The sequence below is a fragment of the Streptosporangium sp. NPDC002544 genome (assembly GCF_040295965.1).
Classification (GTDB): Bacteria; Actinomycetota; Actinomycetes; order Streptosporangiales; family Streptosporangiaceae; genus Streptosporangium.
Genome location: NZ_JBEOWJ010000031.1, coordinates 94,001 through 115,231 on the forward strand (window position 1 = coordinate 94,001; position 21,231 = coordinate 115,231).

Consider the following 21,231-nt stretch of genomic DNA (forward strand, 5'->3'; position numbering starts at 1 on the left):
GCTACGTGCGGTCCTGGTGCGGGAAGGTGGGGAGGGTCGGGGGTTCGAAGTCGGCGCCGGTCCGCGGGTCGCCGGTGGACTGGGTCAGCAACAGGCGGGTGGTCTCCAGCAGGTGGTCGTGCATGGCCTGCGCGGCGCCCTGGTTGTCACGGGCCCGGATGTTGTCGAGGATGCGCTCGTGGACCCGCCAGATGTCGGCGAGAGTCCGCGTCTGGGTGGTGGACAGGCCCCGGGCGGACATCTGGGCGCGGGTCGTCGCGACGGACTGGGTCACCCGTGCGTTGCCCGCCGACTCCAGGATGAGCTGGTGGAACTTCACGTCCTCCTCCTGGAAGAGGCGCTCGTCCCCGGCCTCGCCCGCTTGGCGCATCTTCTCCAGGGCCGTGGCGACCAGTGCCATCTGGGCGTCGTCCATCATGGTCGCCGCGCGGTACACCGAGGGGACCTCCAGCAGGAAGCGGAGCGAGTAGATCTCCTCGATGTCACGCGTGGTCATCTGGAGGATCCGGACACCGCGGCTGCGCTCGAATCTGACGACCCCGTGTGTGGCCAGCTGGAGCAGGGCCTCCCTGACCGGGGTTCTGGACACGCCGAGCTGGGCCGCTATCCCCACCACGGAGTGCAGCGTCCCGGGAGCCAGCTCACCGGTGATGATGGCACGGCGAACCACCTCGAAGGTCCGGGCCGTCAGCGATGCCTGGTCCACCGAAATCTGTTCCATCCGACAAGACTCCCGGGGGGATCGGTCCGGCGCCCGACTGAATGATCAGGCGCCCCTGGTTGGGCAAAAAGGTACCACGCGCACAGTAGTGCAGCATGCAACATGCAGCATTACTGCTCTGCGGGATCAGAGGAACGACAGATCGGCGCCCTCACCCGCGGGGAGAACCGTCTGCGCGTACAGTCGCCGCCAGCCTCGCTCGGGCAGCTCGGGCGGGGTGAAGTCCGCCCGGCGGCGCTCAAGCTCGTCCTCGTCCACCAGCAGATCGAGCCGTCGCGCCTCGACGTCCAGCCTGATGAGATCGCCGTTGCGGACGAGCGCGATCGGCCCTCCGGCGGCGCTCTCCGGGTCGCAGTGCAGCACCACGGTGCCGTAGGAGGTGCCGCTCATCCGCGCGTCGGAGACCCGCACCATGTCCCGGACCCCGGCGCGGGCCAGCTTGGCCGGGATGGGCAGGGCACCGGCCTCGGGCATGCCCGCGGCGATCGGGCCCGCGTTGCGCAGCACCAGTACGTGGTCCGGGGTGACGTCCAGATCCGGGTCGTCCAGGATCCGCTGCGCCTCCTGCGCCGAGTCGACGACCAGGGCGGGGCCGGTGTGGTTCATCAGGTGGGGGCTCGCGGCGGCGGTCTTGATGACCGCTCCGCCCGGGGCCAGCGTGCCCCGGAGCACGGCCAGGCTCCCCGCGGGTCCGAGCGGGTCCTCCAGGGGGCGGATCGTCGTCTGCCAGTCCTCCCGCGCGGGGGTCTCGGCGAGCAGCGATTTCAGGCTCTCCCCGGAGACCCCGACGGTCTCCGCTTCGAGCAGCGGTTCGAGGACCTTCAGCAGCGCGGGAAGTCCTCCGGAACGGTGGAAGTCCTCCAGGTACCCCGAGCCCGCGGGCTTGCAGTCGACCAGGAACGGCACCTCGGCACCGATCACGTCGAAGTCCCTGAGTTCGAGCTCCACGCCGGCCCGCCGGGCCACGGCGAGCAGGTGGATCAGCGCGTTCGTCGAGCCGCTCATCGCCGAGAGCACCCGGATGGCGTTGCGGAACGCCGCGGGGGTCATGATCTCCTTGGGCACCGGGCCGCCCGACCGGGCGAGCTCGACGGCGCGGCGGCCGGTCTCGGCGCCGTGCCTGAGCCGGGCACCGGTGGCCGCCGGGGGCGTCGCGCCGCCCGGCAGCATCATGCCGAGGGTCTCGGTGACGCAGGCCATGGTGGAGGCGGTGCCCATCACCGCGCAGGTGCCCGCGGTCGTCACGAGCTCGTTGCGCACACTGGTGATCTCGGCCTGGTCGAGTTCCCCGCCCCGGTGCCTGCCCCAGAAGCGCCGGCAGTCGGTGCAGGCTCCGAGCCGCTCACCCCGCCAGCTGCCGGTCATCATCGGGCCGACGACCTCGAGCAGTACCGGCTTGTCCGAGGAGGCCGCGGCCATGAGCTGAGCCGGCACGGTCTTGTCACACCCGCCGAGCAGCACCGCGGCGTCCATCGGGAGGGCGCGGATCATCTCCTCGGTGTCCATCGCGAGCAGGTTGCGGAACAGCATCGTCGTCGGGGAGGTCAGGATCTCCCCGAGCGAGATGGTGGGGAACTCCATGGGAAGGCCACCGGCCTCCAGGACCCCGCGCTTGACCGCCGCCAGCAGCGCGGGCATGTCGCGGTGGCAGGTGTTGTAGTCGGAGGTGGTCACCGCGATGCCGACGATCGGCCGGTCCAGCGCCTCGTCGTCGTACCCGCTGGAGGCCAGGAAGGCACGCCGGAGATATTTGCTGAAACCGTCATCACCGTAGGACGTACGACTCCGGTCGATGACCGATTCAGTGGGTTTGGCGTGCATGGTGGTAATGCCTCCGGGGGTCAATCCGATCAGGGAAGAATGGGGTCGCGTCAGGGGCGGAGCGGCATGGCCAGCGGGCGCATCGGGGCGCCGGTCGCGCCGCGCAGTTTCATGGCGGCGGCCACGAAGGCGAACTCGTAGAGCCGCTCGGCCGAGATCTGCTCGCAGTCGACCACCTCCATGATGGGGATGCCCGCCTCCCCCAGCAGATAGGTGTGGACGACCTGCCAGTTCTCCTCGTCCGCGGCGGGCATCTGCTCCAGGGCGAGGGTGTCGCCGCCGATGACCGACGCGCCCAGGTGGGCGAGGAACCGCGCCCCTTCCAGGTTCAGGCCGGGGCTGTTGTCGATGTAGGCGTCGATCTTCGGCCACGCGCGCATCCGGCCGGTACGCACCAGCGCCACGTCACCCGGCCGGAACTCGACGTTCTGGCGTCGCATGGCCTCGCGCAGGTCGTCCGCGCCGATCCCGTGGTTGTCCGGGAGCACGTCGACGTCGTGCAGCGCGGCGATGTCGAACAGGACCCCGCGGGCGATGATGGGAGGGATCTTGTCGGCTCCGCACTTGGTCCAGTGCCGGGAGGTGATGTGCTCCTCGGCGGAGAACCCGTTCCAGATCCGGCCGTTGTACCCGAAGTGGTTGAGGGTGTCGATGTGCGTCCCGCAGTGGGTGTACATCGAGATCGCGTCACCCGAGTAGGAGACCAGCTCGTTCTGCGCGCGACCCATTCCGGTGATGTCGTCCAGGACGGTGCCGGCGGGCGTGTGCGTCATCCACTGCTGGAAACCCGGATCGCCGGCCTTGGTCCACGAGGGCATCCCGACGAAGTAGTCGACCGACAGGTCGATGACGCTGCCGCCGTCCGCCCGCCGCAGCACCTCACGTGACGCCTCGGGGGTGAGCAGGTTCAGCATGCCGATCTCGTCGTCGGGACCGAATGGGCTACGGGTGACCTCGCGGAACTTCGCGCAGTACGCCGCGATCCTGTTCCTGGTCGCCTCGCTGATGAGTGCCGGCCCGCACATGTGGTGTCCGCCTTCCTGTTAACGGTCCGGGGTCACCGGACGGGTGATCTCGCCGTACATCTCGGGGCGCCGCCCGGAGAACACCGGGAGCTCGAACTCGCCCGGCCTGATGATCAGCCTCTTCGTCCGGGAATCCCGGACGTCGATCGCCGCCCCGAACAGCCCTTCCTTCTCCCCCGCGTCCACCAGCACCGTCCCGGAGGGGGCGATGATCTGACTCCTGCCGATGAAGCGGGTTCCGGACTCGGAGTCGGCTCGGTCCGCGACCGCGAGATGGACCAGGTTCTCCAGGGCGCGCACGCGGACCATGTGGTCGGCGAGGATGTCCGCTCCCTCCGGCCAGTTGGTGGGCATCGCGATGACGTCGGCGCCCTGCAGCCCGAGCTCGCGGGCGGATTCGGGGAAGCGCAGGTCGAAGCAGATCATCACGCCGACCCGGCCGAAGGGGGTGTCGACCACCCGTGGCGCCGCGTCGGTGCCCGGGTCGACGAACCGGTCCGCGCCCAGGTAGGGCAGGTGCTGCTTGCGGTACCTGCCGATGATCCCGGTGGGTCCGAGCACCAGGGCCGTGTTGTGGACGCGTCCGTCCGCCTCCTCCAGCAGGCCCACCACCGCGTGGGTGGAGTACTCGCGGCAGGCCTCCACGATGCGGCCGATCCTCGGGTCCCCCGCGCTGATCGCGGCGGCGTGCGTCTCGGCCCGGGAGCCGAACAGGTACCCGGTGAGCACGCATTCCGGGAAGACCACCAGTCGCTGCCCGGTCGCGGCACCCTCTCGCAGGGTGTCGACGACCCGCTCGACGTTCGCCGCCACATCGGTTCGGTCGACGCCGACCTGAGCCACGCCGATCCGGATGCCGGTTTCGGTATCTGCGCCGGGCAAAGTGCCACCCCTTGGGTCCGCCGTGAGTTGAGTATGCCCCAGAGTGGCATGCAACATGTTGCACGTCAACGCAGTACTCATCATTGACATGCAGCGTGCTGCATGCCAGTCTGGCCGACCAAATCGGACATTGTGCTTGAGAGGGATTGAGTCGTGCCGGAAGTAGTGATCCTCAGTGGCGCCGGAGGCGGGATCGGCGCCGCGACGGCCCGCGAATGCGCGGCAGCCGGCGCGTCCGTCCTACTCACGGATCAGCGGGTCGAGCTCGTCGAGCGGCTCGCGGCCGAACTCCGCGCCGACGGTGCCGACGCCGTGGCACACGGGCTGGACGTCACCGACGAGGAGGCGGTCGCCCATGCGGTACGGGTCGCCGTCGACCGGTGGGGCCGGATCGACGGGCTGGTGAACTGCGCCGCCACGATCGTGGCGAAACCGCTGGTCGACACCACTCTTGACGACTGGAACCGGGTCATGACCATCAACGCGACCGGGACCTTCCTGCTGTGCAAGCACGTGGTGACCGCGATGCTCGCCCAGCGGACCCCCGGGGCGATCGTCAACCTCTCCTCGATCTCCGGGACGGTCGGCCTGCCCAACCAGCCCGCGTACTGCGCCTCCAAGGGAGCGGTGCTGCAGCTTTCCCGCCAGATCGCCGTCGACTACGCCGCCGCGGGAATCCGGTGCAACGTGGTCAGCCCCGGCTCGGTGGCCACCGAGCAGCTGGCCACCTACCTGCGGTCCCAGCCCGATCCCGAATCCGCCCGGCAGAGCCTCATCGCCGGCCACCCGATCGCGCGCCTGGCGGATCCGCACGAGGTGGCCAAGGTGGTCGCCTTCCTGCTGAGCTCCGCCGCCGGCTTCATGACCGGCGCGGACGTGGCCGTCGACGGCGGCTACACCGCCATCTGAGCACGGATTTCCAGGAAGGGACTCGAAAAATGTCTCGGCATACGACCTTGCCTCCGGCGGAGCGCGCCGGTCCTGGTGGGCTGCTCGACCTGCGCCGCCTCAAAGGCGGCCGGTTCTCCTCGATCTGGCTGATCACGCTGCTGCTCTTCGCCGTCAGCCCGCTGATCTCACCCGGCAGCCTGTCCGGATCCGCCGTGTTGTCGATGCTGCCGTTCGCGGCGGTGATGGCGATCGCCGCGCTCGGGCAGACCCTCGTCGTCTCGCACGGCGGCATCGACCTGTCGGTGCCCGGCGGGATGGCGCTGGCCGCGGTGCTGGCCACCAAGCTGCCCGCGGTGTCGGGCGTCCCGGTCTGGGCGGCCGTCGCGCTCGGGCTGGTCGCGGGCGCGCTGAGCGGACTGGTCATCGGCATCGCCGTGGTCCGGCTCTCCATCGCGGCGTTCGTGGCCTCGCTGGCGGTGAACTCGATCCTCATCGGTGTGGTCCTGCAGGTCTCCAAGGGCTTCCCCGCGTCGGCCGGTCCCGCGCTGAGCGCGTTCGCGGTCGGCTCGGTGGCCGGTATCCCCAACCTGCTGCTGGTCGCGGTCGTGGTGATCGGCCTCGCGCACTGGGGCATCCGGCACACGGTGCTCGGCCGGCGCTTCATCGCGGTCGGCGCCGGACGGCCCGCGGCCCGGCTGCTCGGCCTGCCCACCGGCTCCTACGAGGTGGGCGCCTACGTGGTGGCCGGAATCTGCTACTCGCTGGCCGGAATCCTGCTGGCCGGCTACCTGCGCACCCCGGACATCCTGCTCGGCGACACCTACCTGCTTCCCACCATCGCGGCCGTCGTCCTCGGTGGCAGCCTGCTGTCCGGCGGCATCACCAACCTGGCCGCCACCGCCGTCGCCGCGCTGTTCCTCACCCAGCTGAACCAGGTGGTCCTCGCCGCCGGCGCGTCCACCGCCACCCAGCTCCTGGTCCAGGCCGGCGTGCTCGCGCTCAGCGTGGTGGCCCGCGGAGTGCCCTGGAACTCCGTCCGCGCGCGGCTGCGAAGCCGCTCCCTCGAACCCGCTTCCACGCTGTCCTCGCCCTAGAGGCCTCCCCCAACAGGAGATCACAATGTCCCTCACCAAAACCCGCCTGCGGGCCCGTCAGTCGGTCGCCGTCCTGGCCCTCGCCGCCCTCGGCGCGGCGGGCTGCGCCGGTGGCCCCGGTGAACCGGCCGCCGCGAACGGCGGTGTCGAGGCCGTCTACAACGACGCGGCCCGGACCGGAGACGTCTCCGCCCTCCGCCCCATGGCGGACTTCTGCGGCACCAAGCCGGTGAAGGTCGCCCTGGCCGACGGCACCGGCGACAACGCCTTCCGCAAGACGGCTCGCGCCGAGTTCGAGGACGAGGCGAGCAAGTGTCCCAACATCACCGTACTGCCGTACGCCGACGGCCAGAACAACCCGCAGAAGGCGATCAGCGACGTCAAGGCCCTGGTCGCCCAGGGTGTGGAGGCCCTGGTGGTCTTCCCCGACGCCGGCGAGGCGCTGCTGCCCACCCTGCGTGAGGCGTACAAGGCGGGCGTGCAGGTGGTGCCGTGGACGGCCAACCCCGGTGGCAAGCCGGGCACGGACTACACGACGTTCGTCGGCCACAACACGGTCAACGACGGCGTGACCTGGACCCGCTGGATGTGCGAGGCGCTCGGCACCAAGGGCGGCAACGTGGTCTTCCTCGGCGGTACGCCGGGCAACACCCAGAGCCTCACCGAGCTGGTCGGCATCGAGAAGGAGCTTAAGGAGAACCCCGGCTGCTCGGCCGTCAAGCTGCTGAACGACCCGGGCAAGCCGATCGACACCAACTGGAACCCCGCCCAGATGCAGAAGGTCGTGTCCGGGCTGCTCACCAAGTACCCGACCATCGACGGTGTGATCACCGACTCCGGTGACGCCTCCCTCGGTGGCATCCGCGCCTTCCTGCAGGCCGGCCGGCCGCTGCCGCTGTGGACCGCCAACGACCTCAACGGCTTCGCCTGCGCCTGGAAGGACAACTCGGGCAAGCAGCCGAACTTCCAGACCGTGACCGTGTCCTCGCGTACCTGGATCATCCGTCTCGCGCTGCGCAAGGCCGTCGCCGCGCACCAGGGGATCAAGAACGACGAGCCGGAGATCATCAACATCCCGATCTTCGAGAACACGCTCGACAAGTCGAAGCTCCCCAAGTGCGACCCCTCCCTTCCCGCCAGCGCGATCCTGTCCTCCGAGCTCACGCCGGAGCAGCTCAAGCAGGCCTACAGCTGATCACTTGTCGTCTTCCGCCGGGCACGCGCCCGGCGGAACGCACTGAGCCGGAGTAAGGAGTGATCCTTCGCATGGTCGAATCGACCGCTGGACTGGTTCTCCGTGGAGTGACCAAACGCTTCCCCGGCGTGGTCGCGCTCGACGGGGTCGATTTCCAGGCGCACCCGGGCGAGGTACACGCCCTGGTCGGCGGGAACGGCGCCGGAAAGTCCACGCTCATGGCGGTGGCCTCCGGTGCGCTGGCACCCGACGCGGGCACCGTCGAGATCTCGGGCTCGCCGATGCGGCAGTCGTCCCCGATCGCCGCCCGGGAGCAGGGCCTGGCCATCGCCTTCCAGCATCCGGCGCTTCTCCCCGATCTCACGGTCACCGAGAACCTCCTGCTGAGCGTGCCGAAACGGCTCCGCCCGTCCTTCGGCGACGCCCAGGACTGGGCCAGGGAAAAGCTGCTGCCCATGGGGATGGACATCGACCCGGCCGCCGCGGCCGGCCGGTTGACCCTCGCCGAGAAGCAGGCCGTCGAGATCTGCGGGGCCCTCGCCTGCGAGCCCGGCGTCCTGATCCTCGACGAGCCCACCGAGCCGTTCATGGTGGCCGAGATCGAGAGGCTGTTCGAGCAGATCAGGAAGCTCGCCGCCGACGGGATGGCGGTGGTCTACATCAGCCACCGGCTGCCCGACGTGATGGCCCTGTCCGACCGTCTCACCGTGCTGCGCGACGGGCAGATCCGCGGCACCTTCCTCGCCTCGGAGGTGACCGAGGAGGAGATCGTCACCCGCATCGCGGGACGGGAGATCGACGCGCTGTTCCCGCCGTGCCCCTCCTCGGTCGGCGACGTCGTGATGGAGGTCCGTGACCTGCGCTCGGACCGGCTCCGCGGGATCACCACCACGCTGGCCCGCAACGAGGTCCTCGGCCTCGCCGGGGTGGAGGGCAACGGGCAGCGCGAGTTCATCCGCGCGCTGGGCGGAGCCGACCCGGTCACCGGTGGCACCGTCACCGTCGACGGCCGGACCGTCGAACTCGGCAGCCCCCGCCGGACCCGGCGGGCCGGGGTGGTGCTCATGCCCCAGGAACGGCACGTCGAGGGCGTCGCCACCGTACTGTCGGTCAAGGAGAACCTGGGCGTCGCCGCCACCGGCAGGACCGCGGTCGCCGGAGTGGTACGAGGCTCGGCGGAGAACGCGATCGTGGCCGAGGAGATCAGGAAACTCGGCATCAAGGTGGCCTCACCCGACTCCGCCGTCGACCACCTGTCCGGCGGCAACCAGCAGAAGGTGGTACTCGGCCGGTCGCTGCTCTCCGCGCCCAAGGTGCTGCTCTGCGACGAGCCCACCCAGGGCATCGACGTCGGCGTCCGCTCCGACATCTACCACCGGCTCCGCTCCACCGCCGACTCCGGGACACCGGTGGTGGTGCTCAGCTCCGACAACGTCGAGCTCGCCGGGCTCTGCGACCGGGTGCTGGTCTTCTCCCGGGGGGAGGTCGTCCGCGAGCTGACCGGGGACCAGATCTCCGAGCACGCCATCACCGAGGCGTCCCTCACCGCCGCGACCTCGGCGCGGAGCGCCGAGACCACCGAGCGGGCCCGGGGCACCGGCCTGCTCGGCGGGTTCCGCAGGCTGCTCTCCAGCGAGCAGGCGCCCAGCGCGTTCCTCGCCGTCGCGATCGTGCTGCTGGCCGCGGTGAGCGCGACCCGGAGCGACCGCTTCCTGTCCGAGTTCAACATCGCCAGCATGCTGGGGCTGCTGGCCCCCGTGCTCTTCCTCGCCGCGGGCCAGCTCATCGTCATGCTCACCGGAGGCATCGACCTGTCGGTCGGCCCGCTGAGCGGGACCCTCGTGGTCATCGCGTCGTTCTACGTCCTCGACGGGTACGGCGCCGGATGGTGGGCCCTGGGCTTCCTGCTGATGGTCCTCGCGGCGACCGGCGTGGGACTGACCAACGGCATGCTGGTGAGATTCGCCCGGGTGACCCCGGTGGTCGCGACGCTGGTGACCTACACCGCGCTCCAGGGACTCTCCCTGGTCATGCGGGACTCGCCCGGAGGATCGATCTCCACCTCCGTCACCGAGGCGCTCGGCGCGCGCATCGGCCCCATCCCGTACGCGGTGATCGTCGGCGCCGGTGTCCTCGTCGCGCTGGAGGTGATGTCCAGGCGCTCCATGACGGGGCTCCGGCTGCGCGGGGCCGGCTCGTCCGAGCAGGCGGCGCGGAAGCGGGGCATCCCGGTGGCCCGCGTCCACCTCGTGGTCTACCTGGCCAGCGCGCTGTTCACCGTGGTCGGCGCCCTGCTGCTGATGGCGCAGATCGGCGTGGGCGACCCGACCGCCGGCGTCAGCTACACGATGGCCAGCATCACCGCGGTCGTGCTCGGCGGGGCCTCGATCTTCGGCGGCCGGGGCAGCTTCGTCGGCGTCCTGTTCGGCGTCGTCCTCCTGCAGGTCATCCAGAACGCCACGGTCTTCCTCGGCCTCTCCCAGTCGTGGCAGTACTGGATGCTCGGCCTGATGGCCCTGGCGGCGACGGCCGTCTACTCCCAGGCCCGCACGGCGCGGGCCTAGGCGTCGCTGTCGGAGGTTCGGATGCCGCACTCCGGGAGCGGGCACCGTCCGTGGGCGTTCCTCAACTCACGGAGGGTGCTCCTCTCAGGGTTCGAGCACAGCGGATTCGAACACGAAGGAGAGGCCCGGCCAGCGTTCCGCCGCACAGAGCACGGGAGGCCGGTCGACGGGGGCGGGCAGCGTCACCACCCGCGAGCCGCCGAGGACCGTGCCGGTCCAGACGTCGACCCACTCCCCTTCAGGGAGGTACACCGGTATTTCCGAAATATCCGGTGCGGTGACCGGGGCGACGAGCAGCGCGTCCCCGAGCTTGTACTGCAGCGGGAAGTCCCACACCCGCGGGTCGCGGGGGTGGTCGAAGAAGAGCCCGCGCATTAGCGGCGCTCCCCCGCCGACCGCCTGGCGAGCCTGCTCGGCGAGGTACGGCACGAGCCTCTCGCGGATCTCGACCAGCCGCCTGAACACCGGCACGACCCGCTCGTCGCCGGTCCGGGCGGCGATGTTCCACGGCGTGCGGTCCCTGCTGGGCGTGCGGTGGTGGTTGAACTCCGAGTGATACTGCATGATCGGCATGAACGCCGCCGCCCCGGCCGCCCTGAGGTAGAGCTCCGCGCTCGGCACCTCGCCGGAGAAGCCGGCCAGGTCCCACCCCCAGTAGACGATCCCGCAGGCGGACGCGGTGATCCCGGCCCTGATCGAGGAGCGGAAGGCCTCCCAGGTGGAGTCCTCGTCCCCCGCCCAGAACGCGCCGTGGGGCTGCGACCCGGCGAACCCGGCCCGGCTGAACGTCACCGGAGCCCTGCCGTGCCGGCGCAGCAGATCGCCGAAGGCACGGGCGTAGTGCACGGGGAACAGGCCGTTGCCGTCCGCGCCGCGCCGACCGTCGGCGTAGCGCAGGTCGTGCCCCCAGGCGTGCTCGCCGCCGTCGGTCTTGAAACCGTCGATCCCGACCTCCTCGACCAGGTAGGCGCGCTTGGCCGTCCACCAGTCGCGCACCTCCTGCGACGACAGGTCGGGCATCAGCGCGAGCGGGAACCACCAGCCGCGGTTGCGGTACGGCCTGCCGTCGGCCTCCCGCACGCCGTATCCGCGCTCGACCAGCTGCCTGGCGTCGACGGCGGCCTGGTGCCTCGGGTGCGGGCGCGTCTTCTGCAGCGGGATCTGCCAGAGCAGCACCTTGATGTCACGTTCGTGGAGCTCGTCCACCATGCCCTTGGGGTCCGGCCACGGCCCGTCGGCCGGGAAGGTGTAGTCGGCGAGCCGGTGCGGCTCCTCCGACGGCTCGTACTCGGCGCCCCTGAACGCGGTGAACGTGCTCTCGTCGCTCCACGCCTCGATCACCACGGCGCCGACGGGGATGCCGTGCTCGCGGTGCCGGTCCAGCTCGGCCAGCACGCGCTGCTGGGTGTTCCACTCGTTGCCGCTGGCCCAGAGCCGGAACACCCAGGAGGGCAGCTCGCTGGGCCGCCCGACGTCGTCGAGGAAGGCGTGCAGCACGTCACCGGGGGTCACCCGGGGCGTGACGTCGGGGGCAGGACCGGAAGCCGTCGCGAGGGACGCGCTGTCGTAGACGCGCAGGGCCGGCTCGGCGCCGGGCCCGACCTCGGCCTCGACCCGGAGCCGGCCGGGCGTGCTCGCGCCCACGTCGTACCAGGTTCGCCGGGATGTCTCGACGTGCACCCCCCAGCTCTCCTCGCCGCCCACCACCAGGGCGAACGGCATCGGCAGGTACGTGCGGCCGTGCGCGCCCTGCGTCTTGTACTGCTCGAACACCACCGCGTCGAGCTCGCGTCCGCGCTGGTCCACGGCGTCGAAGCGCTCGCCGAAGCCCACCACGTGCTCGCCCTCGGCCAGGGCCAGCTCGAACCGGACCCGCCGCACGCCTTCGCCGTCGCCCAGCCATCGGACGCTGCCGGGTACGACCCGGTCGCTTCCGCGTACGTGGAGCCTCCCGCCGGTCTCCGACCAGGTCGCCGCCGTCACCTCGAACCACTTGCCGCGCCGGCTTCCTCCGCCGTCCAGCGTCGCCACGAACCGGTAGGAGTAGTGATGCCCGCTGTGCAGCACGGGTGTCGTCACCACCCACGACCCGGACGCCGCTCGCGCGGCCCGGGCCTGCGCGGCGGCCAGATGCCCCCCGTCGACGGCCGTGCCCCCGCCGCCCGGGGCCGGGGCGGCGGAGGGGACGCCCGGTCGCCCGGTCGAGCCGTCCGCGCGGCTGAGCGGGAGCTCGACCCGAGTGGTGTGGTCCACCAGCCACTCGCAGACCACCGCCGTCACCTTCGCCGACGCGCGCACCCGCAGCTCCACCGTCTCGCCGTCGAGCGGCAGAGCCGGCACACGCTGGTCCTCGGTCGTGGCGTACGGATGCCCGGACCCGTACGGACGATGCCGGATCATGCCCGCACCCCCAGTTCGTCGGCGAGAATCAGGTACATCCCGTGCGACCACAGCAGGGGCGTGGCGACCGTGCCCCACCGAGCCACCCACTCGTCGTGTCGTTCGGGAGCCAGCAGCACGTCCGACACCTGCTCGGGCAGGTCGCCCCCGGGGGTCGCCTGGGCCGCCATCCAGTCGAGGTACCGGGTGGCCTCGGCCGTCCGGCCCGCCCGCGCGTGGTTCCAGCCGAGGAACCCGGCGAGCAGCACCCACCGGCCGCCGCCGTAGAAGGTGTCGGCGAGGTACCGGAACACGCCGCCGTCCCTGGCCAGTTGCCGCTCCACCTCGGCCACCGTCGCGGCGCCCACCGGGTGGTCGGCCGGGTAGAGCCCGAACGGCTCGACGCAGGCCAGCAGGCTCGCGTCCACCGCGTCGGTGCCCAGCCACTTCGTCAGGCGGCCCGCGACGACACCTTCGGCCGCGACCAGCGCGGCGATGCCCGCCACGGCCTCGGCGGCGGCCTCCGCCTCGGGGCCGCTGAGGACACCGAGGGCCAGGGCCGCCCGCAGGCCGGCGTGGACGGAACCGAGCGTCGCCACGTGCCGCTGCTCGACGTGCTCCTCCCACCAGTCGTAGCAGGGCAGCTGCCAGAACGCGGTCAGGTAGCTGACCGCGGTCCTGACGCCCTTCTCGACGCCGGGAACCGCCCTGCCGTGCCGGAGGGAGTGCTCGCGCAGCGCCCACAGCCAGGCGCCGTAACCGTCGAGCTGGAAGTCCCACCATTCGTCATCGCCGTCGACGCCGTCCAGGGTGAACCTGGTGGGCAGCATCTCCGCCGGCGAGACGCGCTCGCCGCGGGCCGCGCGGGCGACGAGCGCGTCGACCTGGCCGGCGCGGTCGCCGAGCACTCCGGCACTCCAGGCGTGGAAGGCGTCCGCCCCGGCCACGTCGCCGTGCCGGCTCACCCCCTCGGCGATGAACGCGCCGTCGCGCAGCCACGAGTAGCCGCGGTAGGCGGAGAAGGTGGGCGATGCCGGGTACGCGCCGGTGTGGGACTGGAACCTCTTGATCACGTCGAGGCTGTGCGACACGAGGGTCACGAGAACGTATCTCCTGGAAGTAGGGAAACTAGCCGAGCAGGGCGTCGACCGCGGCGGCGGCGGCCTTGAGCGCGTCGGGCACCGGCTTGCGGCCGGCCGCGGCCTCGCTCAGTTCCTTGGTCACGGCGTCCTGCATCTCCTGCTGGCGCTTGATGACCGGCGGCAGCGCGATCGACTCGAGCGCGTCGAACACGGCCTGGCGGTTGGCCGGCTTCGGGTCCTTGAGGTAGCCCGACAGCACCGCCTGGTCGGAGACGGGCGGCAGCTCCCACGACGACTCGATGCGGGTGGTGGCCGCGGTGCCCGAGGATGACAGGAAGCGGGCCCAGGCCCAGGCCTCCTTGCCGTGCCTGGTGGTGGAGGACGCGGCGACGGCGTTGTGGAAGACCGCGCTGGCCCGGGTGGCGTCACCGGGCTCGACGACCACGTCCCACTCGAACGGCATGTCCTTCAGCCCGGCGAACTGCCAGATGCCGTTGTGCCACATCGCGAGCTTGCCGGACTTGAAGAGGTTGGTGTCGTAGTCGGCGGTGCCGCCGATCTCGGCCTCGGTCGGCATGGTCTTGCCCACCTTGGACACCAGCCACTGCGCCGCCTTGACGCCCTGTGGGCTGTTGAAGGCCGACTTCTTGCCGTCGGCCGTCAGGAACTCGCCGCCCGCCTGCTTGAGCGTCTTGTAGAACTCGAAGAACTGCACCGGCTGGAAGTCGCCGAACACGCCCTTCTTCTTGTCGGTCAGCTTCGCCGCCGCGGCCTGCTCCTCGGCCCAGGTCCAGTCGGCGGTCGGGACGTCCACCCCGGCCTTCTCGAACAGGTCCTTGTTGTAGAAGAGCACGACCGTGGAGAAGGAGGCGGGCAGCGCGTACTGCTTGCCGTCGCGCTTGAAGGCGTTCAGCGACTCCTGCGCGTACACCGACGGGTCGCCGTCGCCCGCGACCGAGCCGAGGTCGAGCAGCGAACCGGCGCTGGCGTAGGTGACGAAGTTCTCGTAGTTGAGCTCGAAGGTGTCGGGCGCGGTGCCGCCCGCGATGCTGGTCTGGAGCTTGGTGAAGTACTCGTCGTAGGGCGCGGTCTCCACGACCACGTCGATCTTCGGGTTCTCCCGCTCGAACGCGGCGACGATCTTGTCGAGGTCCTTCAGGTGGTCCGGCGCCGCCGAGAAGGTGAAGTAGCGCAGCGTCGTCTTGCCGTCCTCGCCCGACGAGGTCCTCGTCGCCGAGCCCTGCGAGCATCCGGCGGCGAGCAACGCGGCCGTCAGCACGGCGGCCATCTGGAACTTCCTGGTGTGCATGGGGGGATTCCTTTACTTGAGCCCGGACTGAGCGACGCTGGCGATGACGTGCTTCTGCGCGAAGACGTACAGGATGAGAATGGGGACGACGCTGATCACCGAGCCGGCCATCACCACGTCCCACTCGGTGGTGAACTGGCCGTGCAGCGTGGCCAGCCCCAGCGGGAGCGTCATGAACTCGGGCGACTTGATGATGATCAGTGGCCAGAGGTAGCTGTTCCAACTGGCCATGAACCCGAAGATGGCGAAGGTCGCCAGCGCGGGCCTGATCAGCGGCAGCACGACATACACAAAAATCCGGAAATGTCCGGCGCCGTCCAGCACGGCCGCCTCGTCGAACTCCTTCGGCACCTGGTTGATCGCCTGCCGGAGCAGGAACACCCCGAACGCCGAGGCGATGGTCGGCGCGAGCAGCGCGAAGTAGGTGTCGACCAGGTTGAACGTGCGCATCTCGATGAACAGGGGCACGACCAGCACCGGCAGCGGCATCATCAGCGTCGCCAGGTAGACCGCGAACAGCGCACCCCTGCCGGGGAACGGCAGCCTGGCGAACGCGTAGGCCGCCATCGCGCTGGTGACGAGTTGCAACGCGGTCGAGGCGGCCCCGATCCAGGCGCTGTTGGCGACGATCCGCCAGAACGGCAGGGTCTCCAGGAGCTTGCCGTACGCGTCCAGGCTCGCGTTGTCGGGGGTGAAGTCGGGCGGCACGGCCAGCACCGCGTCGCTCGGCGTGATCGAGGTGATCACGGCCCACGCGAACGGGAACAGCATCACCAGCGCGCCCAGCCACACCAGCAGGTGGCGGATCACCTTACCCATAGGTCACCCACCGCTTCTGGCCCCGGATCTGGACGACGGTCACCAGCAGCACGACGGCGAACAGCAGCCACGACAGCGCCGAGGCCGCGCCCGCCCTGCCGTACCGGAAGGTGAGGTCGTAGATCTGCGACACGACGACCTGCGTCGCGCCAGCCGGCCCGCCGCCCGTCATGATCTTCACCTGGTCGAACACCTGGAAGCCGTTGATCAGCGAGATCACGATGACGAAGAACGTCGAGGGGGAGAGCAGCGGCAGCGTGATGTGCCGGAACCGGCGCAGCGCGGTGGCGCCGTCGACCATGGCGGCCTCCTGGTACTCCTTCGGGATCGCCTGCAGGCCCGCCAGCAGGATGATCATCACGAAGCCGAGGTCCTTCCAGGCCGAGGCGAGGATGACCGACGGCATCGCCCAGCCTGGATCGGTCCACCAGCCGGGCCCGCTGATCCCGAAAAGGCCCAGTGCCCAGTTCACGATCCCGCTGGCGGGGTTGAGCAGCCACTTCCACATCAGCGCGACGACGACCCAGCTGGTGATGACCGGCAGGAAGTACACGCCGCGCAGCAGGCTCCGCCCGGCCATCGCCCGGTTCAGCAGCACCGCCAGCCCGAGCCCGCCCAGGTACACCAGCGGCAGGTAGCCGGCGATGAAGTACAGGGTGTGCAGGAAGGCCGCCCTGGTCTGGGGGTCCCCGATCAGCTCGGCGTAGTTGCCGAGGCCCACCCAGCGCATCTCGGTGATGAGGTCCCATTCGTGGAGGCTCGTCCAGAACGACCAGATCATCGGGATCAGCGTGTAAAGGAGCAGCGGGACGAGGCTGGGCAGCAGGAACACCGCCACGGTGGCCGCGTACCGCAGCCGCCGTCTCGGCGCCCGCCGCGCGTGCGCGGGCCCGGCCTCCGGCCGGGCCGCGATGAGGGTCATGCGATCGCTCCCTTACTCGTACGGCGGGCGCTCACCAGGCCGCCCTCGATGAGGCGGGCCCTGACCAGGCGGCCCTGTTCCCCGGCGGCTCCGGCGGCGTCGAACGGCGTGGCCAGCACCAGCGCGGCGGCGCCCTGGGCCCAGCTGGTGTCGTCCCAGCTCTCCACCTCGATCGAGATGTCGCGCCGCCCGGGATACAGCTGCGCCCGCACGGCCCGGTCGAACCCGGCCTGCCAGAGCGACCAGTCGGCCGTCCCCTCGCCGAGCAGCACGACGACCTCGGGGTCCACCACGTTGATCAGCCCGGCGGTGGCCCGGCCGAGGATCGCCCCGGCCTCGGCGAACACGGCCAGTGCCGCCCGGTCCCCGCCCGCCGCGGCCCGCCCCAGAGCGGCCACGGCGCCGAGGGGGTCCGTCTCGTCCTGCCGGCCGCCGTCGCGCTTGGCACGGGCCGCCGCGAGGAGCCCCGCGGAACCGACGAAGGCTTCGAGGCACCCCCGGGCGCCGCATCCGCACACCGGTCCCGAGGGATCGACGGGGAGGTGGCCGAACTCGCCGGCCCCGCCCCTGGCACCCCGGTACACCCGGCCGTCGGCCACGATCGCCGCGCCGACGCCCCGGCCGATCGTCAGCACCAGGAAGTCGCGGTGCGTCCGGCCCCTGCCGTACAGCCGCTCGGCCGCGGCCAGCGCGTTCACGTCGTTCTCGACCAGCACCGGTAGGTTGAGGCGGCGGCGCAGCCGCTCGCCGACCGGCATGGCCTGCCAGCCCAGGGTGGGCGCGTTGACCGTGCCCACCGCCTGGTCGTCCACGCTCCCCGGGACGCCCACACCGATGCCCAGCAGGGGCGGCGCCTGCCCGGCCGCCGGAGCCGCCGACATCACCGACTCGACCGCGTCGGCCAGGTCGCCGAGCGCGTCGAGCGAGGCGGGGTCGAACGGACGCTCCCAGGAGCCGAGCACCTCACCGTCGAGCCTGACGTCCACCAGCACCAGGTGGTCGGCCGTCACCTTCACGCCGAGCGCCCTGCCCGCGCTGCCCACCAGGCCGAGCCGCTGGGCGGGCCGGCCGCCGCGCGACGGCTTGAGGTCGAGTTCCTCCAGCATGCCGTGGCCCATGAGCTCACGCGTCAGCTGCGTGACGCTCGCCGGGCTGAGGTCGAGCTCCCGGGCTATCTCGGTCCGGCTAAGCGGGCCGACCGTGCCGAGGAGGGCGAGGATCGCCGTCCTGGTGAGGTCGCCGCGGTCAGTGCCTGCCATGAGGGACTTTCTATAGAGGTAAAGTTAGTGGTGAAAATATGACCGCCCGAAACGTCGCTGTCAAGCCCCCGAAACATGCGAAAGGCCCCAGCCCGCGAGTGCGGGCCGGGGCCTGGGGCAGGTGGTCACGGCCCCTTCAGGCCGATGGGCGGTTCGGGCACGGCCAGCCCCAGCGCGGCCGCCATGTCGATCGTTCTGCGGGGGGTCGAGCACCGCCTGGCCAGGCCGGCCTGGTCGAGCCGGCCGTTACGGGCCTGGAACAGGTACTGCGCGGCGGGATGCCGTCGCAGCTCGTCCGTGGTGAGCCCGTCGGCGACGCGATGCGCCGCGGCCACCAGGGCGGGAAACGACGACCGCAGATCCGCGGCCCACTTCTCGACCGTCTCCAGCCAGCCGCGCGCGGCGGCGTCGGGCACCGAGTCGGGCACCGGGGAGAACCGCACGATCGCCTCAGCCAGCTCCGACCAGGTGAAGTCATGCCAGGGCTTGGTCTCCAGGACGGGCAACTGCCACTGGCGCTTGGCGACCGACCAGTGATCCGCGTGCGCCTGCACCGAGTGGACCGTGAATCCCGGCACGCACAGCGCGGTCAGGTTCCCGCCGTGACAGGCACCGGTGTCCAGGCCGAAGATCCTGCCGTCGCGGATCATCGGCTCACGTCCGGTCACATGATGGCCGAACACGACCGGCTTGACGTCGGTGTAGTGGTCGTGCCAGTGGCCGTCCGGGAACAGCGCGGTGAGCTCTCGCTGGCCGCTGGTCGAGCCGCAGAGGATTTCCTCCTTCTGGTCGGCCGGCGGAATTCCGGGCAGCATCGCGGCGTGGACGACCCGGACATGCTCGTTCTCGAAGTAGTACGGCAGCGTCCGCATCCAGTGGACCGTCTCGGCGTAGCGGTCGCCCAGCTGCAAGCGGGTGATCTCCTGCGCGTAGGAGAAGATCCCGCGCACGTGCTTCCTCTCGTGGTTGCCCATGACCACGACCGAGTTCGGACGCTCGCGGAAAAGCCTGACCACCTCACCGGGCGCCGGGCCGCGGTCGACCAGATCGCCGACGCTGACCAGCAGGTCGTCCGGGCGGAGGTCGACTTTCTCCAGCAGTTCGAGCAGTTCGTCGAAGCAGCCGTGGATGTCACCGACGATGACGGTACGTCGCACCCCGGCGAGCCTAGGCGGGCAGTGATTCGGCGTGCAAAGGATTATCCACCGCGTACGACTCTCAAGCACTCCCATGGGCGGGCACGACCTCCCGGACAGATTGCCGTCGACTTCACTGCGGGGCTCGGCAGCCTCGCCCTCGCCCCCTTACGCTCTCGGGTATCCGGTCAAGAAGCGAAACTCCGTATTCGTTTACGCGCCGTCGCGCCCTATGATCTTTACTCGGCAGAGTGCGTCACCTGGGCCGCCGTTCACCTTGAGTGGATCGATCGGCCCGATGAGCTGGTCCCACGGGAGAATCCAGTAATAGATCGCCATTTCTTTTATTTCGAGGGATTCGTTAATTTGATAACTCGCCCGGTGCGGCAAAGGGGGCACGCATGACGGCTGACGGTCTTGAGGCGCTACTCGCCGGCCGGTACGAGCTGCTGGGAGAGATCGGCACCGGGGGAATGGGCACGGTGTGGAGAGCCCGCTCGGTGGCCACCGGCGAGCCGGTGGCGGTGAAGGCTCTCCACAAGAACCTCAGCGCCGACGACGGTCTGGTACTGCGGTTCGTGCAGGAGCGCAACGTGCTGCGCGCGCTGCGCCATCCCCACATTGTCACGATGCGCGACTTCGTGATGGGGGGCGACCAGCTCGCCCTGGTGATGGATCTCGTCGACGGCAAGGATCTACGGGCGCTGCTGCGTGAGCGTGGCTCATTACCTCCCGCCGAGGCCGTACGCCTGATCGGCCAGATCGCCGACGCACTGACGCACGCCCACGCCCACGGCGTGGTTCACCGCGACGTCAAACCGGAGAACGTCCTGGTCGATGCCGCCGGACAGGCACGGCTGACCGACTTCGGCGTGGCGCGTCTCGCGCACGGCCCCGGTCTGACCCAGACCAGCCTGATCCTCGGTACCCCTTCCTACCTGGCGCCCGAAGTGGCCGATGGGCGACCTGCCACCCCTGCCGTGGACGTCTACGCGACCGGCCTGGTGCTGTACGAGCTGCTGGCTGGACGTCCGCCCTTCGTCGGCGACCATCCGATGGCCGTGTTGCGCCAGCACGCGATCTCGGCCCCACGCAGGCTGGCCGGGATGCCCGATGCCGTCTGGTCGATGATCACTGCCTGTGTCGCGAAAGATCCGGTGCAGCGGCCCTCCATCGATCACGTGGCCGCGACCGCACACACCCTGGTGCCGGCCCTGACCGGCTTGCCCGCGCTGCCCCCGATCAGCCGGACGGCCGACCCCGCGATCACCCGCGAACCCCTGGCCCCCGACGTGGCCGCCGATATGGCCGCCACCTCGCCTCGTCCCCGTCCCGAGTCACGATCACGGCTCAGGCCGCGCCTGATCGGCGCGGCGGCGGTCACGACCGCGCTGGCCGCCTCAGCCGCCGTAGCCCTGGTCGTGAACTCCTCCGGCGAGGCCGATCTCACCGTGCCGGCAGGGCGTTCCACGACCGCGGCCGCCCTGGCTCCCCCCGTGACGGCCCGGAACACACCACCGATCCCGCAAACCGACGCCCCCGCCTCGGAAGAGTCCCCTCTACCCAAGCCCAAGCCCAAGCCCAAGACGGTGCCCAGCACCCCGCCGATCACCGCCACCGAGCCCGCCAAGAAGGACGAGGTCACCGCCAGGCCGTTGCCGAAACCCACACGGCCGAAGACGGAGGTCGCACCGGCAGTCGAGGGCCCGGCGGACACCCCCGCTTCCGAACAGCCGAAACCTCAGTGGCGGTGTAGGGCGTGGATCTCCACCGGAAACGGCACCGGCACGCAGATGTCACCGTGCATGGCCCTGGTCGGCGATGTCTTCCATCTCCTCGGCCGTATCCGGGGCGCCGCCGATGTGCGCTCGGACGTACATGTCCAGCTGTACAACACCGACGCCGATACCAACGTGTCCCCGCCCATGATCTGCACCGGTCTGTCGCCGGCCGGTGACGGCGCGGTCGCCACCTGCGGCCCGTTCACCGTCACCGCTCAGCGCACAGGTGCGAAGCTCGACGTCCGGCAACGCTGGCGCAGGAGCGGCACCTCCGCCTTCGGCGGGGGCAGCGAAAGCCCCTGGGTGTTCTGGTAGCTCCGGTTCTGACGGTCGCCCCTGAAAGGTCGTCGC

The 21,231-nt window shown here is 70.5% G+C and carries 16 protein-coding genes; 5 read left to right on the top strand and 11 right to left on the bottom strand.

From position 1 onward, the window contains the following. Window position 1: 1 nt before the first annotated feature. The 4 genes from ABT061_RS36130 to ABT061_RS36145 form a co-directional block, all read right to left on the bottom strand. A complete protein-coding gene (locus ABT061_RS36130) occupies window positions 2-721 on the bottom strand; it encodes a GntR family transcriptional regulator (RefSeq protein ID WP_350926567.1) in 720 nt (239 codons plus the stop codon). A 126-nt stretch (window positions 722-847) separates the two neighbouring features. Beyond that, window positions 848-2,542 carry a dihydroxy-acid dehydratase gene (locus tag ABT061_RS36135; protein ID WP_350926569.1) on the bottom strand — a complete coding sequence of 565 codons (1,695 nt, stop codon included), beginning with the start codon at window positions 2,540-2,542 and terminating at the stop codon, window positions 848-850. A 50-nt stretch (window positions 2,543-2,592) separates the two neighbouring features. After that, window positions 2,593-3,567, bottom strand: a complete 975-nt coding sequence (locus tag ABT061_RS36140) for a cyclase family protein (protein ID WP_344742881.1) — start codon at window positions 3,565-3,567, stop codon at window positions 2,593-2,595. Between the two features lie 18 nt (window positions 3,568-3,585). Next, a complete protein-coding gene (locus ABT061_RS36145) occupies window positions 3,586-4,449 on the bottom strand; it encodes a carbon-nitrogen hydrolase family protein (protein ID WP_350926571.1) in 864 nt (287 codons plus the stop codon). 153 nt (window positions 4,450-4,602) lie between these two features. Between ABT061_RS36145 and ABT061_RS36150 the strand changes: the two genes are divergently transcribed. From ABT061_RS36150 to ABT061_RS36165, 4 genes are all read left to right on the top strand, one after another. Continuing rightward, entirely contained in the window at window positions 4,603-5,358 is a 756-nt protein-coding gene (locus ABT061_RS36150) for an SDR family NAD(P)-dependent oxidoreductase (protein WP_350926573.1), read from the top strand. Between the two features lie 29 nt (window positions 5,359-5,387). Next, window positions 5,388-6,434, top strand: coding sequence for an ABC transporter permease (locus ABT061_RS36155; protein WP_350926575.1), 1,047 nt, complete (start codon window positions 5,388-5,390; stop codon window positions 6,432-6,434). Window positions 6,435-6,459: 25 nt separating this feature from the next. Continuing rightward, a complete protein-coding gene (locus ABT061_RS36160) occupies window positions 6,460-7,629 on the top strand; it encodes a substrate-binding domain-containing protein (RefSeq protein WP_350926577.1) in 1,170 nt (389 codons plus the stop codon). Between the two features lie 71 nt (window positions 7,630-7,700). Continuing rightward, on the top strand, window positions 7,701-10,193 hold the full coding sequence (locus ABT061_RS36165) for an ATP-binding cassette domain-containing protein (protein ID WP_350926579.1): 2,493 nt from the start codon (window positions 7,701-7,703) through the stop codon (window positions 10,191-10,193). An 84-nt stretch (window positions 10,194-10,277) separates the two neighbouring features. Here ABT061_RS36165 and ABT061_RS36170 read toward each other — a convergent pair whose 3' ends face one another. The 7 genes from ABT061_RS36170 to ABT061_RS36200 form a co-directional block, all read right to left on the bottom strand. After that, complete coding sequence (locus tag ABT061_RS36170; RefSeq protein ID WP_350926581.1) at window positions 10,278-12,593, bottom strand: glycoside hydrolase family 31 protein; 2,316 nt, start codon at window positions 12,591-12,593, stop codon at window positions 10,278-10,280. Beyond that, window positions 12,590-13,672, bottom strand: a complete 1,083-nt coding sequence (locus tag ABT061_RS36175; protein WP_350926583.1) for a glycoside hydrolase family 15 protein — start codon at window positions 13,670-13,672, stop codon at window positions 12,590-12,592. Before ABT061_RS36175 ends, ABT061_RS36170 begins: the two co-directional genes overlap by 4 nt. A 28-nt stretch (window positions 13,673-13,700) precedes the next feature. Then, the gene (locus tag ABT061_RS36180) at window positions 13,701-14,963 is read right to left on the bottom strand and encodes an ABC transporter substrate-binding protein (protein ID WP_350926585.1); all 1,263 of its coding nucleotides are present in this window, start codon (window positions 14,961-14,963) and stop codon (window positions 13,701-13,703) included. Window positions 14,964-14,975: 12 nt separating this feature from the next. Next, entirely contained in the window at window positions 14,976-15,782 is an 807-nt protein-coding gene (locus tag ABT061_RS36185; protein WP_350926587.1) for a carbohydrate ABC transporter permease, read from the bottom strand. Next, window positions 15,775-16,704: a carbohydrate ABC transporter permease gene (locus ABT061_RS36190; protein WP_350926589.1), complete on the bottom strand. Its 930-nt coding sequence runs from the start codon at window positions 16,702-16,704 to the stop codon at window positions 15,775-15,777. Before ABT061_RS36190 ends, ABT061_RS36185 begins: the two co-directional genes overlap by 8 nt. Continuing rightward, window positions 16,701-17,963 (bottom strand): ROK family protein, encoded by a 1,263-nt coding sequence (locus tag ABT061_RS36195; RefSeq protein WP_350926591.1) that lies wholly within the window; start codon window positions 17,961-17,963, stop codon window positions 16,701-16,703. Before ABT061_RS36195 ends, ABT061_RS36190 begins: the two co-directional genes overlap by 4 nt. Window positions 17,964-18,088: 125 nt before the next feature. After that, window positions 18,089-19,120 carry a metallophosphoesterase family protein gene (locus tag ABT061_RS36200; RefSeq protein ID WP_350926593.1) on the bottom strand — a complete coding sequence of 344 codons (1,032 nt, stop codon included), beginning with the start codon at window positions 19,118-19,120 and terminating at the stop codon, window positions 18,089-18,091. 380 nt (window positions 19,121-19,500) lie between these two features. Between ABT061_RS36200 and ABT061_RS36205 the strand changes: the two genes are divergently transcribed. Further along, on the top strand, window positions 19,501-21,195 hold the full coding sequence (locus tag ABT061_RS36205; protein ID WP_350926595.1) for a serine/threonine-protein kinase: 1,695 nt from the start codon (window positions 19,501-19,503) through the stop codon (window positions 21,193-21,195). Window positions 21,196-21,231 lie beyond the last annotated feature (36 nt).

What these genes read in the sequence shown, in the direction of transcription:
- ABT061_RS36130 (WP_350926567.1), bottom strand. Translation starts at nt 721, where the DNA reads ATGGAACAGATTTCGGTGGACCAGGCATCGCTGACGGCCCGGACCTTC.
- ABT061_RS36135 (WP_350926569.1), bottom strand. Translation starts at nt 2,542, where the DNA reads ATGCACGCCAAACCCACTGAATCGGTCATCGACCGGAGTCGTACGTCC.
- ABT061_RS36140 (WP_344742881.1), bottom strand. Translation starts at nt 3,567, where the DNA reads ATGTGCGGGCCGGCACTCATCAGCGAGGCGACCAGGAACAGGATCGCG.
- ABT061_RS36155 (WP_350926575.1), top strand. Translation starts at nt 5,388, where the DNA reads ATGTCTCGGCATACGACCTTGCCTCCGGCGGAGCGCGCCGGTCCTGGT.
- ABT061_RS36160 (WP_350926577.1), top strand. Translation starts at nt 6,460, where the DNA reads ATGTCCCTCACCAAAACCCGCCTGCGGGCCCGTCAGTCGGTCGCCGTC.
- ABT061_RS36165 (WP_350926579.1), top strand. Translation starts at nt 7,701, where the DNA reads ATGGTCGAATCGACCGCTGGACTGGTTCTCCGTGGAGTGACCAAACGC.
- ABT061_RS36170 (WP_350926581.1), bottom strand. Translation starts at nt 12,593, where the DNA reads ATGATCCGGCATCGTCCGTACGGGTCCGGGCATCCGTACGCCACGACC.
- ABT061_RS36180 (WP_350926585.1), bottom strand. Translation starts at nt 14,963, where the DNA reads ATGCACACCAGGAAGTTCCAGATGGCCGCCGTGCTGACGGCCGCGTTG.
- ABT061_RS36185 (WP_350926587.1), bottom strand. Translation starts at nt 15,782, where the DNA reads ATGGGTAAGGTGATCCGCCACCTGCTGGTGTGGCTGGGCGCGCTGGTG.
- ABT061_RS36190 (WP_350926589.1), bottom strand. Translation starts at nt 16,704, where the DNA reads ATGACCCTCATCGCGGCCCGGCCGGAGGCCGGGCCCGCGCACGCGCGG.
- ABT061_RS36195 (WP_350926591.1), bottom strand. Translation starts at nt 17,963, where the DNA reads ATGGCAGGCACTGACCGCGGCGACCTCACCAGGACGGCGATCCTCGCC.
- ABT061_RS36205 (WP_350926595.1), top strand. Translation starts at nt 19,501, where the DNA reads ATGACGGCTGACGGTCTTGAGGCGCTACTCGCCGGCCGGTACGAGCTG.